Source organism: Azospirillum sp. SYSU D00513 (genome assembly GCF_017356015.1).
Taxonomy (GTDB): Bacteria; Pseudomonadota; Alphaproteobacteria; order Azospirillales; family Azospirillaceae; genus Azospirillum.
In genome coordinates, this window is the sequence record NZ_JAFIQV010000019.1 from 45,157 (window position 1) to 61,504 (window position 16,348).

Consider the following 16,348-nt stretch of genomic DNA (forward strand, 5'->3'; position numbering starts at 1 on the left):
GGCGGAACTGGCGGACAGAGGCGATAGCCCGTCAGATCGGCGACACGCCGATCAGCCACATGGTGCCGAAGACGAGCCCGATGGAGGTGACGGCCGCCAGAGCGCCGATGCCGAGTCCGGCAAGCACGGCCAGCCCGTCGCCGACGATCAGCCCCAGCGCGATGACGATCACGGCCAGGCCCGGCAGCGTGTTGCCGAGCGGGATGGGCAGGGCGATCAACACGCCCATCACCAGCACGACGAGGCCCAGCGGGCGCAACATGCCGGCCCGCACCATGGCCGGGTAGCGGGGCAGGAGCCGGTTTTCGATCCGTTCGATCATGGGGGTGGCGCGCGCCAGCACCGCGCTCAGCACCGTGCGGCGGATCCGGCGTCGGGCGAGCCAGTCCGGGACATGCAGCCGCCCGCGCCCGACGATCATCTGAATGGCGATCAACGACAGGATCGTGCCGAACACGAATCCGGCCGGCACGCCGGGGGTGGGCACGATGGCCGGCACCGCCAGGGCCAGCAGCAGGAATCCCGGCGCGCGGTCGCCCAGATCGGCGAAGACCTCGCCAAGCGTCGGCCGCTCGCCCGTGAGCCGTTCGCCCAGCCGGCGCAGCCGCGCCGAGGCATGCAGCCGTTCCATCCCATCCATCCGCGGCACCTCCAAGGTCGAGCAGACGATGTGGGGGTGGCCTGCCGCTCTGGAAAGTGCGTTCCCCAACGAAAAACGGGGGGCCGAAGCCCCCCGTCCACAAGTCCGGTTCACATGACCGGTATGGCCGAGCGCGAGGCTCAGGCGGCCATCTTCTTCTGCAGGTTCTGGTCGAGCTTGTCGAGGAACTGCTTGGTGGTCAGCCAGGGCTGCTCCGGCCCGATGAGGATGGCGAGGTCCTTGGTCATGAAGCCGGCCTCGACCGTCTCCACGCAGACCTGCTCCAGCGTCTTGGCGAAGCGCTCCACCTCGGGCGTGCCGTCGAACTTGCCGCGGTAGGCCAGGCCCTGCGTCCAGGCGTAGATCGAGGCGATCGGGTTGGTGGAGGTCTCCTTGCCCTTCTGGTGCTCGCGGTAGTGGCGGGTCACCGTGCCGTGGGCGGCTTCCGCCTCGACCGTCTTGCCGTCCGGCGTGATCAGCACGGAGGTCATCAGGCCGAGCGAGCCGAAGCCCTGCGCCACGATGTCCGACTGCACGTCGCCGTCGTAGTTCTTGCAGGCCCAGACGAAGCCGCCGTCCCACTTCAGCGCCGAGGCGACCATGTCGTCGATCAGGCGGTGCTCGTAGGTCAGGCCCTTGGCCTTGAACTTGTCGGCGTAATGCTCGTCGAACACCTGCTGGAAGATGTCCTTGAAGCGGCCGTCATAGGCCTTGAGGATCGTGTTCTTCGAGGACAGGTAGACCGGGAAGTTCCGCTCCAGCCCGTACAGGAAGGAGGAGTGGGCGAAGCCCTCGATCGATTCGTCGAGGTTGTACATGCCGAGCGCCACGCCGGCGCCGGGGAAGTCGAACACCTCGTGCTCGATCGGCGCGCCGCCGTCCTCCGGCACGAACTTGATCGTCAGCTTGCCCTTGCCCGGCACCTTGAAGTCGGTCGCCTTGTACTGGTCGCCGAAGGCGTGGCGGCCGATGACGATCGGCTTGGTCCAGCCCGGGACGTAGCGCGGCACGTTGTTGCAGACGATCGGCTCGCGGAAGACGGTGCCGCCGATGATGTTGCGGATCGTGCCGTTCGGCGACTTCCACATCTTCTTCAGCTTGAATTCCTCGACGCGCGCCTCGTCCGGGGTGATGGTCGCGCACTTCACGCCCACGCCGTACTTCTTGATCGCCTCGGCCGACTCGACGGTGACCTTGTCGTCGGTCTTGTCGCGGTTCTCGATGCCCAGGTCGTAGTATTTCAGGTCGACGTCGAGATAGGGCAGGATCAGCTTGTCCTTGATGAACTGCCAGATGATGCGGGTCATCTCGTCGCCGTCGAGTTCGACGATCGGGTTGGCTACCTTGATCTTGGTCATGTGAACAGTGTCTCCCCGAGCGGGTAAGGGCGTTGTTTTTCCTTGAACGCCGGGTGCGCCATCCAGCGGGCGCCGGGCCGGGCGGGCGCGAAGGGCGCCGGCCCGGTTCCCCGGTCCAAACGATGGCGGTTATATAGCACCCGCGCGCGATGGAAAGAAAGTTCGCAGGTGCGGCGCGGCGCGGCCTCGCGTGAGCTGCCTGGTTTGGAGCTAGAGCCGCTCGCCGAGCACCGGGCGGGTGGGGGCGGGGGCGTTTTCCAGAGCCTCGAACACGTCGTCGAGCTGGTCCACGACCGTGAAGAGGTCGCGGTTCGACGGCCGGGCGAAGCCTTGAGCGATCATGTGGTCGATCAGCCCGAGCAGCGGGCGCCAGTAGCCGTCCACGTCGGCGATCACCACCGGCTTGTCGTGCAGCTCCAGCTGCTTCCAGGTCAGGATCTCGAAGGCCTCGTCCAGCGTGCCGAATCCGCCGGGCAGCACGATGAAGGCGTCGGACCGCTCCGCCATCATGCGCTTGCGGGTGTGCATGCTGTCCACGACGTGCAGTTCGCTCAGGCCGGTGTGCTCGACCTCGGCGGCCTGGATGTGCTCGGGGATGATGCCGACCACCTTGCCGCCGGCGCCGATCGCGGCGTCCGCGACGATCCCCATCAGCCCGACGCGCCCGCCGCCATAGACGAGCTGGATCCCGCGCTGCGCCAGCCCTTCGCCGAGCGCGTGCGCCGCTTCCTTGTAGACCTCGGCGACCCGGCTGGAGGAGCCGCAATACACACAGACCGATGTCGGCTTCTTCATGGCTTTCCCCATCCTTGGCTGGCCCATCCACGGCGGACGATACACCGCCGCCGGGCTTCACGATCCTTTTACTGGCCTGAAGCCGCTGCCGGTTACACCATTGCCCCGGTTGTGACAAGCTACCCCAGCCGGTCCCTCCGGCGCCTTCAACAACAGGGAACTCGCCCCATCATGCTGCACATGCGTTCCGCCCGCACCGCCGCCACGGCCGTCCTCTTCACCTGCCTTGGCCTCTGCTCGGCGTACGCCGCCGATCCCGCGGCCCAGATCAAGGAACGCCAGCAGACCATGAAGGCGCTCGCCGACGGCATGAAGCCGGTCGCCGCCTTCGCGAAGAACGAGGGCCCGCTGGACGCCGCCAAGGCGGGTGCGGTCAACCTCGCCAAGGCCGCGGCGACGCCGGTCGCCGAAGTCTTCCCGCAGGGCACAGCCATCGGCGTCGGCGACAGCCACACCAAGCCGGGCCTGTGGGAGAACTGGGGCAAGAGCCAGGAGCTGTGGTCCTCCATGAAGACCAACGCCGACGCCCTGGTGAAGGCGACGGAAGGCGGCGACCGCGCCCAGGTGGTGCAGGCGATGCAGGCGGTCGGCAAGACCTGCGGCGGCTGCCACGAGGACTTCCGCCAGAAGAAGCAGTGAGCCCATGCGGCGCCTAGGCCTCAGCCTTGCCCTGCTCCTCCCGTCCGCCCTTTGGGCGGGAGGGGCGGGGGCCCAACCGGTTTCCGGCGGCCCCGACTCCGCCGATCCGGTTCAGCGCGGCGAATATGTCTTCCAGGCGTCCGGCTGCCTGGGCTGCCACACCAAGGACGACAAACCCGAGTCGCGGCTGGCCGGCGGGCGGGCGCTGAAGACGCCCTTCGGCACCTTCCACACGCCCAACATCACGCCGGACCGCGAGCATGGCATCGGCGGCTGGTCGGATGCCGACTTCATCCGCGCCTTCCGCGAGGGCAAGCGGCCGGACGGCCAGTCCCTGTTCCCGGCCTTTCCCTACGTCGCCTACACCAAGATGACCGACCGGGACCTGCTGGACCTGAAGGCCTATCTGTTCGCGCAGGCCCCGTCCCCGGCGCCCAACCGCCCGCACGAGCTGTCGGCCCCGTTCGGCTGGCGCTTCCTGCTGCCGGCCTGGCAGTTCCTCTATCTGGAGGAGGGGACGGTTCCCGACGACCCGGCCAAGCCGCCGGACTGGAACCGCGGGCGCTATCTCGTCGATGCCATGGGCCATTGCGGCGAGTGCCACACGCCGCGAGGCCAGCTGGGCGGGCTGGATTCCGGCCGCTACCTCGCCGGCAACCCGGAGGGGGTGGAGGGCGACAAGGTGCCGGCGATCCACGGCGGTCCGGAGCATGGGCTCGGCGACTGGTCGGAGGGCGACATCACCCTTCTCCTGGAACTCGGCATGACGCCGGACGGCGACTTCGTCGGCGGGTCCATGGGCGAGGTGGTCCGCAACTCCACCTCGAAGCTGACGAAGGAGGACCGCGCCGCCATCGCCGCCTATTTGAAGTCCGTCCCGGCTCCGAAATAAAGGAGAACCGCCAAGCCCAAGGTTCATCCGGATTACCCGTATCGCTTTCGCCCCTGTTCAGCTTCCACGCGCATCTGTGCTATGCTCGTGACAAAGTTCCTTTGCTCGGGCGAAACGGCGGTGCGACGGTGAAGCAGATCCTGCTCCTTGGTGGCGTGGCGGCCGCGCTCGCGGCCGGCGTGACCGGTTACCATGCCTACGCACCGGCTCCGGAACCCAAGCGCATGGCCGCCGCGCCGGCGCCCGTTCCGGCGTCTTCCGCGCCGCCCGCAGCGGCTTCCAAACCGGCCGCCAGTGCCGCCAAGGCTGCGGAACCGGCAAAGCCGGCGGCACCGAGCTTCGATATCGTGCGCGTCACGCCGGAGGGCGAGGCGGTGATCGCCGGACGCGCGGCCCTCGGTGCCGCCGTCATGGTGATGGACGGCGGCCGGACGCTGGGCACCGCCACCGCCGACGCCCGTGGCGAATGGGCGCTGGTGCCCACCGCCCCGCTGCCGCCGGGTTCCCGCGAACTGAGCCTGTCGGCGCGCAACGCCGGTTCCAGCGAGGCCGTCGCGGCGGAGAAGGTCGTGCTGCTCGTCGTGCCCGAGCCGCCGAAGGCCGTGGCCGGGGCGCCGTCCGAGCAGGAAACCACCCCGTCCGGCCAAGCCGTCGAAGCGCAGCCGACGGGTGTGATCGCGCTCGCCGTGCCGCGCGACGGCACGGGCGCCAGCCAGCTTCTCCAGGCGCCCGAAGCGCCGAAGGAGGAGCCAAAGCCGCAGACCGTCGCCGCCACAGACCTGCCCGATCCGGGCGGAGCCTCGTCCGGCATGGCGCCTCCGGTGAGGGAGCCCGCGGCCGCGCCGGGCAACGGGGTCATGGTGGAGACGCTGGACTACGACGCCGCCGGCCGGGTGGCGCTCGGCGGACGCGCCCAGGCCGGCAGCGACGTGCAGCTCTATCTCGACAACAGGCTGGTCGGCCGTGCCGAGGCCGACAGCCAGGGCCGCTGGCAGCACAGCCCGGAGCGGAAGATCGACCCCGGCGTCTACACGCTGCGCGCCGACCAGGTGACCGAGAAGGGCAAGGTGACCGCCCGCGTCGAACTGCCGGTGCAGGTGGCCGACCTGCCGAAATCCCTGCCCGACGGCCGCAAGCTGGTCGTCCAGCCCGGCAACAGCCTCTGGCGAATCGCACGCACCAGCTACGGCGACGGCCTTCACTACACGCTCATCTACCAGGCCAACCGCGGCCAGATCCGCGACCCCAACCTGATCTACCCCGGCCAGATCTTCGAACTGCCGGTCGCGTCGAACTGAGAAGACCGCTTGCCAATCGACGGCGCGTCCGCGCGGGCTTGCCGATCCCGTTCCTTGAAAAATTACGTGAAACACGTATTTTCTAGGACGGAGGTGGCTCATGCAGGTGTTCAGTTCGCTCGACCTTCAGCAGAAGACCGGCGAGATCCAACGTGCCGTGGTCCGCGAACCGGTCGTGGTCACCAGCCATGGAAAGCCGCGCAGCGTGATGATGTCCGTCGAGGAGTACCGCCGCCTCAAGGCAATCGCGGGCGAGCCCGTGCCCGACGAAGCGATCGCGCCGCCACGGACCAGGAACGCCGTAACGGTGCGCGGCATCGACGATCCGCTCGGTTATGATGTGAGCGACTTCGACGCGGCGGTGCGGCAGATGCTCGACGATGTCCGGTCGGGCAGCAAACGCGCGGCGGTCCAGGCGGAACTGGCTCGGGTGCGGAAGCTGTTCGGCAGGTGCCGGACATGACCGACGAACCCGCTCAGGACGAACTTCGTCCGAGGATCCTCATTCCCGACACGACGCCGCTCTCGCTGCTCGGGATGGTGCGGGGGCTCGACTGGCTGTTCGCGCCGGGTGCTGAACTCTGGATCACGGACATGGTCTGGCATGAGGTTCTGCGCGACCCCGGCGAAGGCAAGGACCGGCGCGTGAAGCACCGGGCCGAGATCGCCGAATGGCTGGACAGGAACCGTCACCGCATCAAGCGCATCCCGACCGAGGTCGGCCAACGATACGAGGCGGACATGGATGGCTACGGGCGAGCCTTGGAGCTTTGGCGCCGTGCGGGCAGCCCGCCAGACCTGCGCCCCGCGCTTCCGGATTGGAAGGACCGCGGCGACGAGAGCATCCTGCCCGCCGTGAAGGCCGCCAACAAAGTCCTGGCAGCCGGCGAATGCGTCGTGACGCTTGCGGACGACCGGAACCTGCGGGCCGCCATCATCGTGCTGATGGCCGGGGAGCCCGCGGCAGCGGTCAACCTGCTGTGCACGCAGACCTTTCTGGAGTGGGTCCGCGACGACTATGGCGTCGAAGAGGCTGGCAGCGCCTGGCCCGTGATCGAGTTGGCTTCCGGCCGCAACGCACCCGATCGTGCCGACCCCGACCCGGTCTATCTGCGCGGACACTGAACGCGGAAACCGCTGCCTGCCCGTGCTCCGGTGGTCAGAAAAGGCAGCCCGCCTTTCCAGCGCGGCGGCCTCATTCCCCTTACAGGTGCCGAGCCAGGATCTTCAGGAACGGGCGAGCCTCCTGGAGGACCAGGACGGTCTGATGGATCAGATCCTCCGGCGTGGCGTGGCCGTCCAGCCGCGACTCGGAGAAGAGAAGGATCTTCTGGCCTTCCTGCACCAGGAACTTGATGTGCTTCACGCCGTGCAGGCCGCGCAGCAGGGCCAGGATGTTGCGGCGGCGGTCCGGCGACTGGGCGGTGTAGGGGACGTGGCCGACCTCGGCGAGGATTTGGCAGACCGACTCCGTGCCGTCGAAGGTAACGGCGACGTTGAAGGACAGTCCGTCCACCGTGAACTGGAGCTTCGACGGGCGCGGCGGCTTGGCAATGCCGAGAACGCCCTCGGGCGTCATGAAAATGGCGCTGGGGCTCAGCGGCAGGGCGGTTTCGGCGACCTCGGCCATGGTCTGCATGGCCTCCAGGCGGGCGGCGGACGGAACGGACACGGGCCCTCGCTCATTCATGTATCGGGACCAGCATGGCGTGAGCCTTGCTAAAATTCTGTAAAGGCCGGCCCATGACGACTAGAATGCCCCGCTCCGAAGGCAGAGGGTGAAAAATCGGCGATGTCCGCCATCGAAACCGTAGTCGTTCCCATCCACCGCGCCGGCTGGCCGTTCATCGCCGCCTTCGCCGTGGTCTCGCTGATCCTGGGTTTCTTCGTCGCCGAGCCGCTGGGCTGGATCGGCCTCGTGCTGACGCTCTGGTGCGCCTATTTCTTCCGTGATCCCGACCGGGTGACGCCGACGCGGCCCGGCCTGCTCATCAGCCCGGCCGACGGGCGCGTGACGATGATCGTGCCGGCCGTGCCGCCGCCCGAGCTGGGCATGGGCGAGGCGCCGCGCACCCGCATCAGCATCTTTCTGAACGTCTTCAACGTGCACATCAACCGGGTGCCCGCCGACGGCACCATCGTCGCGGCGGAGTATCATAAGGGTACCTTCGTCAACGCCGCATTGGACAAGGCCAGCCAGGAGAACGAGCGCATGGCGCTCCGCCACCGGCTGCCCGACGGGCGCGAGATCGCCTATGTGCAGATCGCCGGGCTGGTCGCGCGGCGCATCCTGTGCTGGGCCAAGGCGGGCGACGAGGTGAAGGCCGGCCAGCGCTTCGGCCTGATCCGCTTCGGCAGCCGCACCGACATCTACCTGCCCGACGGCGTCGTCCCGCTGGTCTGCGTCGGGCAGAACGCGATCGGCGGCGAGACGGTCATCGCCGACCTGAATGCGGCCGAGCCGCAGCGCCAGGGGGAGGTCCGCTGATGGAGCGTCCGCCCGTCTTCAAGCCCTCCGTCTTCCGCAAGCGCCGCGCGCGCCGGCCGCACCCGCGGCTGAGCGGGCTGTCGCTGAACCACCTGCTGCCGAACGTGCTGACGGTGCTGGCGCTCTGCTCCGGCCTGACCGCCATCCGCTTCGCCATGCTGGAGCGCTGGGAACCGGCGGTGGTCGCCATCGTCGTCTCGGCCATCTTCGACATGCTGGACGGGCGGATCGCGCGGATGCTGAACGGGCAGAGCAAGTTCGGAGCGGAGCTGGACAGCCTGTCGGACGTCATCAGCTTCGGCGTGGCGCCGGCGCTGCTGCTGTACCAGTGGGTGCTTCAGGAGGCGGGCGGCCTCGGCTGGGTCGCCGCCATGGCCTACGCGGTGTGCTGCGCCCTGCGGCTGGCGCGCTTCAACTCGCGGCTGGGCGACGTGGACCTGCCGCCCTGGGCCTTCAACTACTTCACCGGCGTTCCGGCCCCGGCCGGGGCCGGGCTGGCGCTGCTGCCGCTGATCGCCGGATTCGTGGCCGGGCCGGAATGGGCGGGCCATCCCGCCCTGGTCGTGCCCTGGACCATGGGCGTCGGCATCCTGATGGTCAGCACCCTGCCGACCTTCTCCTTCAAGGGGGTCCGGGTGCCGACCAGCTACGTCGTGCCGGGTCTGGTCGGCGTCGGCCTGCTGGCGGCGTCGCTGGTCAGCCAGCCCTGGTGGACGCTGCTGTGCGTCGGGCTGGTCTATGTCATCAGCCTTCCCTTCTCCGTCATGCAGTTCCGCAAGCTCCAGCGCGCGGCTGCGCTGATGAAGGAGGAGGATACGGACAAGACGGAGGACGCCGGCGACGCGTCGGCCTCGCCGGCGGGGAAGGCGGAGTAGCCGGGGCTACTCCGCGCAGGCCAGCAGTTCGGCCCCCAGCAGTTCGGCCGGCACGGTGCGCTCGGCCAGCCGAACCTGCGCGACCATCGGAAGCTGGCGCAGGCAGTTGCCGATGTGGTCGGATTCGGCACGGGCGAGCCCGACCGCCTCGACCTCCACCGTCATCGCGTCGCCATGCAGGCGGCTGGTCACCGAGGCGGGCACCAGCCCGCGCTTCGCGAACAGTTCCAGCAGGCGGGGCAGGGTGCCGGGATCGGCGTCCGCGCGCACCGTGAAGGCGACGCAGCGGTACGGATCGACGGGGCGGGTTTCGGCGGGCGCAGGCTGGACGGACGCGGTGCGGGCGGCGGGCGCCGCCGTCATCAGGACGGTGGACATGGCTTCGGCTTACCTGGATGCTGTTCGGCGAATCAGACGGAAACTGTCCCGGCTCTCACAAGAGAACCGGGCCGATAATTCGCAGACCCATGGCAAGCGGCTGTCCAATCATGCCGCCGACGTTAGCGTTGCGCCCGCGCGGGGTCAACCCTCGCGCGGGCCGGAAGGAAGAGCATGACCGGCAGTCCCCAGACCACGCACCCGGTGACCATACGTCCGGCGAGCCCGGACGACGCGCCGGAGGTCGCCCCGCTGATCGACATGGCGGGGGGGGGCGTGTACCGCTTCCTGCTGGACGGGCTGGTGCCGGGCATGGAGCCCGCGGAGATGCTGATGCCGGGGCTGGCCGGCAGCTCGGGCAGCTTTTCCCACCGGCAGATCGGCGTGGCCGAGGCCGGGGGGCGGGTGGTCGGGGTCGCGCATGCCTATCCCGTGGACTGGATGCGGATGGAGGATCACAGCGGCCTTCCGCCCGACCGCATGGCCCATCTTGAGCCGTTTCACGGGACTCAGGACTGGGGCAGCTATTTCCTGTCGGCGCTCGCCGTCGAGCCGGATTACCGGCGCCGGGGCATCGCCGGCCGGCTGATGCAGTGGGTGTACGGCCGCGCGCGCGACGGCGGCTACGACCGCCTGACGCTTCACGTCTGGGCCGACAACGAAGCAGCGCGGTCCTTCTACGCCTCGGAAGGATTCGAGGAGACCGCGCGGGCGCCGATCGCCTGGCACGAACGTCTCCCGCACCTGGGCGGAAGCATTCTGCTCAGCCGTTCCACGCGCCTCTGACCGCCGGCGGTCAGGAGGAGGCGGATCCGAGCCGCTCGGCCGCCGCCTTCAGCGCCGCCGCGATCTGGGGCGCGGAGTAGGGCTTGATCACGAAGTCCAGCGGGTTCGCTTCCAGCGCCAACCGGCGCAGGCCGGGGTCGGAATGGGCCGTCACGAAAATGGAGCGGATGCCGAGCTGGTCGTGGATCTGACGGGCCGCGTCGATCCCGCTCGTCCCATCGGCGAGCCGGATGTCCATCAGCACGAGGTCCGGCTTGTGAACGCGCGCCGCCCGGACCGCCTCGGGTGCGGAATCCGCCAGCTCGACCACCTCGTGCCCGAGCCTCAGGAGCTGCGCCTCGAGGTCCATGGCGGTGATCACCTCGTCCTCCACCACCAGGATCCGGAAGGGCCTCGCCACCCCGGCGGCACCGCCGCTGCCGTCGGCCTGCGTCGCGGCCACCGGCGGGCGCACGGGCGCGCCGGCCATCGATGCGTGGCGTTGGTGGTCGTGACGAAGGCGGTGTGTAAGCATTCGGGGTATCTCGATCTTGTATATCAGAAAAATGCCATACAAAGGCGGGCCTGTCACCCCCGCCCGGCACTGCCAAATCGGTAGGCGTCCTATACCGAAGGCCAGTAAAGCCACCGCAAGGCGCGGCTCCTTCCAGGCAACGGCGAACCCACTGCCGTTTCATTGCGCAGATACCGCAGACGCTACGGAAAATGCTCTTATCCGACGGCTAAGCTGCACAAATCATTGGCATGAACGTGCCGAGCGCGTGCAAAAGCCCTCAAAATAGGCAGAATAGGGCTTTCCCATGTTTCGTCCCGACGCCCGCAGCCCCTGGTTTCCCGCGCTTTCGGTGCTTGGCACGGGGCTTGCGATCAGCAGCATGAAAAGCAGCTAGGGTTCCGGCCGGTCCGCGCAATCGCACGGGTCCGGCGCCTGGTCCGAGAACGGCGACCCACCCGGTGAACAGCGGGCGGGCACACGGCGGGACAAAAGCCCGGGAGGTCTTCACGGAGAAATGCGGCTCCGGTGGGACTCCCCCTCCGTGCGGCATTCCTCCCTGGATGGGGTGCGGCCGCCGGCGCGCTGCTGTCACGTGGGACCGCCCACGTTCGCAGCCTCACCCCGAATACCGACCGCGCGATGCATGAGGCGTCGCGCAAGGAGGCTGGGATGAGCGCTCAAGACGTCCTGTACGAGGATGAGATCCCCGGTGGCAAGCACTGGTCCCTCACGGTCAAGCGCGGCACGGTTCTGCGGCTGATCGACCTGGAGGGCGGCGCCAACGTGGGCATGCTGTTCTACAACCCCCAGAACCTGCTGGAGCGCTACAACGCGCCCGACACGCTGAAGTGCCAGCACACCTTCAAGCTGACCGCCGGGCACTGCCTCTATTCCGACATGGGGCGCATCTTCTGCTCCATCACCGAGGACACGTCCGGCTGGCACGACACGGTCTGCGGCAACAGCACCCGGGCGATGGTGGCCGAACGCTGGGGTGCCAAAAGCTACCAGGAGTTCCGCAACGACTGGACGTTGAACGGCCATGACAGCTTCCTCGTGGAAGCCGCCAAGTACGGGCTGGGAAAGCGCGACCTCGCCGCGAACGTGAACTGGTTCAGCAAGGTCCATACGGAGGAGGACGGGACGCTCGTCTTCGATCCCTCCCACGCCAGGGCCGGCGCGTACGTCGACCTGCGTTTCGAGATGGACACGCTGGTGCTGTTCCACAGCTGCCCGCACCCGCTGAACCCGGCGGCGGACTACCCGCGCAAGCCCATCGCCTACCAGCTCCGCGAGGCCGCTCCCGTGGCGGAGGACGACCGCTGCCGCCTCTCCCGCCCGGAGAACGGGCGCGGCTTCGAGAACAACCGCCTCTATCACCTCTGTGGCCACGGCCACGGTCACGGCTGCTGACGGGAAGGGCGAAACACCATGATCAAGGAAAGCACGCTCAACCCCGCCGACGCCTCCTACCGCAAGGTGGTCCCGGCCGGCGACTACTGGATCCACACGGTCGTCAAGGGGCAGGTCTTCCGCATCCTCGACCTGGAGGGCAACCAGGCCGCCGACACGCTCTTCTTCAGCGCCGCCGATCCGGCCGAGCGCTACAGCGCCGTGGACACCATCCGGGAGCAGCGCAACGTCTATCTGACGGTCGGCACGAAGCTGATGTCCACCGCCGGCAACCCGATGCTGGAGATCGTCGCCGACACGGTCGGCCGCCACGACACGCTGGGCGGCGCCTGCGCAACGGAATCCAACACCGTCCGCTATGCCCTTGAAAAGAAGACGATGCACGCCTGCCGCGACAGCTACCTGCTGGCGGTGACCGAGCATGAGGAGTTCGGGCTGACCAAGCGCGACATCACCCACAACATCAACTTCTTCATGAACGTCCCGGTCACCCCCGATGGCGGCCTGACCTTCGCCGACGGCGTCAGCGCGCCGGGGAAATACGTGGAGATGCGCGCGGAGATGGACGTGACCGTCCTGATCTCCAACTGCCCGCAGCTCAACAACCCTTGCAACGCCTACAACCCCACGCCCATCGAAGTTCTGATCTGGGACGCCGCCTGATGTTCAAGAAAGTCCTGATCGCGAACCGTGGCGAGATCGCCTGCCGCGTGATCCGCACGCTCGACCGCATGGGCATCGCCTCGGTCGCGGTGTATTCCGAGGCCGACGCCCATTCCCTGCATGTAGCGCTGGCCGGCGAGGCCGTCCTCATCGGCCCGGCGGCCGTGTCGGAGAGCTACCTCAACGCCGACCGCATCCTGGAGGCGGCCCGCGCCACGGGCGCGGAGGCCATCCATCCCGGCTACGGCTTCCTGTCGGAGAATCCGGGCTTCGCCGAGGCCTGCGCCAAGGCCGGCATCACCTTCATCGGCCCGACCGCGGAGCAGATGCGCGCCTTCGGCCTGAAGCACACGGCGCGCGAGCTGGCGGAGCGGAGCGGGGTGCCGCTGTCCCCCGGCAGCGGCCTGCTGACCGATGCCGAACACGCCAAGGCCGAGGCCGCGCGCATCGGCTATCCGGTGATGATCAAGAGCACGGCCGGCGGCGGCGGCATCGGCATGTCGCTGTGCCGCGACCCCGAGACGCTGGCCGCGCAGTACGAGGCCGTGCTGCGCCTGTCCCGCAACAATTTCAAGGACATCGGCGTCTTTCTTGAGAAGTTCGTCGAACAGGCGCGCCACATCGAGGTGCAGATCTTCGGCGATGGCAAGGGCGGCGTGGTGGCGCTTGGCGAGCGCGACTGCTCGGCCCAGCGCCGCAATCAGAAGGTCATCGAGGAGACCCCGGCGCCGGGCATCTCCGAGGAGCTGCGCCGCGGCCTGTTCGACGCGGCCGAACGGCTCGGCCGCGCCGTGAACTACCAGTCCGCCGGCACCGTGGAATTCGTCTACGACGCGGCGGCGGGCGAGGCCTATTTCCTGGAGGTCAACACCCGCCTCCAGGTCGAGCATGGCGTCACCGAGGAGGTGACCGGCATCGACCTTGTGGAATGGATGATCCGGCAGGCCGCCGGCGAGCCTCTGCCGCTCGCCGCGCATGCAGGGACGGCCAAGGGGGCCTCCATCCAGGTGCGCGTCTATGCCGAGGATCCCGGCCGCAACTTCCGCCCCTCCTCGGGCATCCTGACCGAAGCGACCTTCCCCGAGGACGCCCGTGTCGAGACCTGGGTGGAGCGCGGCAGCGAGGTCACGCCCTTCTACGACCCGCTGGTCGCCAAGGTGATCGTGCGGGGCACGGACCGGGCAGACGCGCTCGCAAAGCTGCGCGACGCGCTGGCGCGCTGCCGCCTGGCCGGCATCGAGACCAACCTCGGCTACCTGCGCCAGCTCGCCGCCGACCCGGTCTTCGCCGAGGGCGGCATCACCACCCGCTACCTGGAGACCGTGGCTTACAAGGCCCGCACGGTCGAGGTGGTGACGCCCGGCACCATGACCACGGTCCAGGACCATCCCGGCCGCGTCGGTTACTGGGAGGTCGGCGTGCCGCCGTCGGGGCCGATGGATCCGCTGGCCTTCCGGCTCGGCAACAAGGCGCTCGGCAACCCCGACGATGCCGCCGGCCTGGAGATCACCGTCTCCGGCCCGACCCTGCGGTTCAACACGGAAGCCGTGGTCTGCCTGACCGGTGCCGCCATGCCGGCGACGCTGGACGGGGAGGCGGTTCCCTTCTGGACGCCGGTCACGGTTCCCGCCGGCGCTACCCTGCGCATCGGTGCCGCGACCGAGGCCGGCTGCCGCGCCTATCTGCTGGTGCGGGGCGGCATCGACGTGCCGGACTATCTCGGCAGCAAATCCACCTTCACGCTCGGCAAGTTCGGCGGCCACGGCGGCCGGGCGCTGATGCCCGGCGACATGCTGCCGCTGGGAGACGCGCCGGCCGGCGAGGTTCAGGCGGTTCCTGAAGACCTCATCCCAACCATCGGGAAAAGCTGGGAAATCGGCGTTCTGTACGGGCCGCACGGTGCGCCGGACTTCTTCACGGACGAGGACATCGCGGTCTTCTTCGACGCGGACTGGGAGGTGCATTACAACTCCAGCCGCACCGGCGTCCGGCTGATCGGGCCGAAGCCGAAATGGGCGCGCACCGACGGCGGCGAGGCCGGGCTGCACCCCTCCAACATCCATGACAACGCCTACGCCATCGGCGCCATCGACTTCACCGGCGACATGCCGGTGATCCTCGGGCCGGACGGGCCGAGCCTGGGCGGCTTCGTCTGCCCGGCGACCATTGTCGCGGCCGAGCTGTGGAAGGTCGGCCAGCTCCGCCCTGGCGACCGGCTGCGCTTCCGCCGCCTGACGCCGACCGAGGCCGCCGCGCGCGAGGACGCGCAGGAACAGGCCATCTCGGCGCTGGTGGCCGTGGATCCCGCTGGCCTGCCGCCGCGTCCCGGCACCGGGGCGGACGACGCCGTCCTGCGCCGCCTGCCGGCCCACGACGGCGGCGAGGCGGTGGTCTACCGGCGGGCCGGCGACAAGTACCTGCTGGTCGAGTACGGCCCGCTGGTGCTGGACCTGACCTTGCGCTTCCGCGTCCACGCGCTCCAGCAATGGCTGAAGGCGCGCGATCTTCCGGGCATCCTCGACCTCACGCCGGGCATCCGCTCCCTCCAGATCCATTACGAGAGCCGCGAGCTGCCGCTCCAGCGCCTGCTCGACCTGCTGTCGGAGGCGGAGGACGATCTTGCCGTACTCGACGACATCGAGGTGCCGAGCCGCGTCATCCACCTGCCGCTGTCCTGGGACGACGAGGCGACCCGCCTCGCCATCGCCAAATACATGCAGTCGGTGCGCGCCGACGCTCCCTGGTGCCCCAGCAACATCGAGTTCATCCGCCGCATCAACGGGCTGGACGACATCGAGGCGGTGAAAGAGATCGTCTTCAACGCCAGCTACCTCGTCATGGGGTTGGGTGACGTCTATCTCGGGGCGCCCGTCGCCACCCCGCTGGACCCCCGCCAGCGGCTCGTCACCACCAAGTACAACCCCGCCCGCACCTGGACGCCGGAGAACGCGGTGGGCATCGGCGGCGCTTACATGTGCGTCTACGGCATGGAGGGGCCGGGCGGTTACCAGTTCGTCGGCCGGACCTGCCAGATGTGGAACACCTACCGGACCACCGACGCCTTCGAGACCGGCAAGCCCTGGCTGCTGCGCCATTTCGACCAGATCCGTTTCTTCCCAGTCTCCCATGACGAGCTGATGCGCTTCCGCGCCGACTTCCCGCTGGGGCGGGCGTCCCTGCGCATCACCGAGGAAACCTTCCGTCTCGGCGACTACCGCCGCTTCCTTGAGGAGAACCGGGAGAGCATCACGGCCTTCAAGACGCGCCAGCAGACGGCCTTCGAGGAGGAGCGGGCGCGCTGGGAGGCGTCGGGCCAGATCGGCTACGCCGCCGAGATGCCGGACGAGGCGCCCGCCGACGAGTCCGACCTGCCGCCGGGCGGCGAGGCGGTCCCGAGCCCCGTGCCGGGCAGCGTCTGGAAGATCGCCGTGGCGGCCGGCAGCACGGTCAAGGCGGGCGAGCCGCTGGTGATCGTGGAATCCATGAAGATGGAGATCACCGTTCCGGCGCCCGCCGACGGGACGCTCGTCGAGATCCGTTGCGCGGAGGGGCAGGCCGTCACCCTCGGCCAGACGCTCGCCGTCGTCGTCCCCTCCGCCGTCGTGCCCGCCTGAGAGCTGCCAGGAG

The 16,348-nt window shown here is 68.8% G+C and carries 16 protein-coding genes, 1 pseudogene and 1 riboswitch; of the genes and pseudogenes, 11 read left to right on the forward strand and 6 right to left on the reverse strand.

Features of this window, described 5'->3' with window-relative positions; all coding sequences use genetic code 11:
• Positions 1–31: 31 nt before the first annotated feature.
• From JUB11_RS15555 to JUB11_RS15565, 3 genes are all read right to left on the reverse strand, one after another.
• The gene (locus tag JUB11_RS15555; protein ID WP_207459474.1) at positions 32–631 is read right to left on the reverse strand and encodes an exopolysaccharide biosynthesis protein; all 600 of its coding nucleotides are present in this window, start codon (positions 629–631) and stop codon (positions 32–34) included.
• 149 nt (positions 632–780) lie between these two features.
• Positions 781–1,998 (reverse strand): NADP-dependent isocitrate dehydrogenase, encoded by a 1,218-nt coding sequence (locus JUB11_RS15560; protein ID WP_207459475.1) that lies wholly within the window; start codon positions 1,996–1,998, stop codon positions 781–783.
• A gap of 210 nt (positions 1,999–2,208) precedes the next feature.
• On the reverse strand, positions 2,209–2,793 hold the full coding sequence (locus tag JUB11_RS15565; protein WP_207459476.1) for a TIGR00730 family Rossman fold protein: 585 nt from the start codon (positions 2,791–2,793) through the stop codon (positions 2,209–2,211).
• A gap of 171 nt (positions 2,794–2,964) precedes the next feature.
• Here JUB11_RS15565 and JUB11_RS15570 point away from each other — a divergent pair, with 171 nt between their 5' ends.
• The 5 genes from JUB11_RS15570 to JUB11_RS15590 all read left to right on the forward strand — a co-directional run bounded on the left by JUB11_RS15570 (position 2,965) and on the right by JUB11_RS15590 (position 6,747).
• Positions 2,965–3,432, forward strand: a complete 468-nt coding sequence (locus JUB11_RS15570; RefSeq protein WP_207459477.1) for a cytochrome c — start codon at positions 2,965–2,967, stop codon at positions 3,430–3,432.
• A gap of 4 nt (positions 3,433–3,436) precedes the next feature.
• On the forward strand, positions 3,437–4,324 hold the full coding sequence (locus JUB11_RS15575) for a cytochrome c (RefSeq protein WP_207459478.1): 888 nt from the start codon (positions 3,437–3,439) through the stop codon (positions 4,322–4,324).
• 128 nt (positions 4,325–4,452) lie between these two features.
• Entirely contained in the window at positions 4,453–5,622 is a 1,170-nt protein-coding gene (locus tag JUB11_RS15580; protein ID WP_348771437.1) for a LysM peptidoglycan-binding domain-containing protein, read from the forward strand.
• A gap of 100 nt (positions 5,623–5,722) precedes the next feature.
• A complete protein-coding gene (locus JUB11_RS15585; protein WP_207459479.1) occupies positions 5,723–6,085 on the forward strand; it encodes a type II toxin-antitoxin system Phd/YefM family antitoxin in 363 nt (120 codons plus the stop codon).
• Positions 6,082–6,747 (forward strand): hypothetical protein, encoded by a 666-nt coding sequence (locus JUB11_RS15590; RefSeq protein ID WP_207459480.1) that lies wholly within the window; start codon positions 6,082–6,084, stop codon positions 6,745–6,747. Before JUB11_RS15585 ends, JUB11_RS15590 begins: the two co-directional genes overlap by 4 nt.
• A 79-nt stretch (positions 6,748–6,826) precedes the next feature.
• Here JUB11_RS15590 and JUB11_RS15595 read toward each other — a convergent pair whose 3' ends face one another.
• Positions 6,827–7,294 carry a hypothetical protein gene (locus JUB11_RS15595; RefSeq protein ID WP_207459481.1) on the reverse strand — a complete coding sequence of 156 codons (468 nt, stop codon included), beginning with the start codon at positions 7,292–7,294 and terminating at the stop codon, positions 6,827–6,829.
• Positions 7,295–7,387: 93 nt separating this feature from the next.
• On the opposite strand from JUB11_RS15595, the pseudogene JUB11_RS15600 reads away from it, so the two are divergent.
• Both JUB11_RS15600 and pssA read left to right on the forward strand, forming a co-directional pair.
• Positions 7,388–8,110, forward strand: a pseudogene (locus JUB11_RS15600) (phosphatidylserine decarboxylase); the annotation flags it as partial.
• Positions 8,110–8,985, forward strand: a complete 876-nt coding sequence (gene pssA / locus JUB11_RS15605; protein ID WP_207459483.1) for a CDP-diacylglycerol--serine O-phosphatidyltransferase — start codon at positions 8,110–8,112, stop codon at positions 8,983–8,985. The pseudogene JUB11_RS15600 and the gene pssA, both read left to right, overlap by 1 nt.
• A gap of 6 nt (positions 8,986–8,991) precedes the next feature.
• On the opposite strand, the gene JUB11_RS15610 is transcribed toward pssA, so the two are convergent.
• Complete coding sequence (locus JUB11_RS15610) at positions 8,992–9,363, reverse strand: hypothetical protein (protein ID WP_247887087.1); 372 nt, start codon at positions 9,361–9,363, stop codon at positions 8,992–8,994.
• 174 nt (positions 9,364–9,537) lie between these two features.
• Here JUB11_RS15610 and JUB11_RS15615 point away from each other — a divergent pair, with 174 nt between their 5' ends.
• The gene (locus tag JUB11_RS15615; protein ID WP_207459484.1) at positions 9,538–10,149 is read left to right on the forward strand and encodes a GNAT family N-acetyltransferase; all 612 of its coding nucleotides are present in this window, start codon (positions 9,538–9,540) and stop codon (positions 10,147–10,149) included.
• A gap of 10 nt (positions 10,150–10,159) precedes the next feature.
• On the opposite strand, the gene JUB11_RS15620 is transcribed toward JUB11_RS15615, so the two are convergent.
• Positions 10,160–10,663, reverse strand: coding sequence for a response regulator (locus JUB11_RS15620; RefSeq protein WP_207459485.1), 504 nt, complete (start codon positions 10,661–10,663; stop codon positions 10,160–10,162).
• 361 nt (positions 10,664–11,024) lie between these two features.
• A riboswitch (guanidine-I (ykkC/yxkD leader) is annotated at positions 11,025–11,147 on the forward strand.
• A gap of 167 nt (positions 11,148–11,314) precedes the next feature.
• Between JUB11_RS15620 and JUB11_RS15625 the strand changes: the two genes are divergently transcribed.
• The 3 genes from JUB11_RS15625 to uca are packed head-to-tail and all read left to right on the forward strand — an operon-like array spanning position 11,315 to position 16,335.
• Entirely contained in the window at positions 11,315–12,058 is a 744-nt protein-coding gene (locus tag JUB11_RS15625) for an urea amidolyase associated protein UAAP1 (RefSeq protein ID WP_207459486.1), read from the forward strand.
• Positions 12,059–12,076: 18 nt separating this feature from the next.
• Positions 12,077–12,721 (forward strand): urea amidolyase associated protein UAAP2, encoded by a 645-nt coding sequence (locus tag JUB11_RS15630; RefSeq protein ID WP_207459487.1) that lies wholly within the window; start codon positions 12,077–12,079, stop codon positions 12,719–12,721.
• Positions 12,721–16,335, forward strand: a complete 3,615-nt coding sequence (gene uca / locus JUB11_RS15635; protein ID WP_207459488.1) for an urea carboxylase — start codon at positions 12,721–12,723, stop codon at positions 16,333–16,335. The genes JUB11_RS15630 and uca overlap by 1 nt, the downstream gene beginning before the upstream one ends.
• Positions 16,336–16,348: the final 13 nt, after the last annotated feature.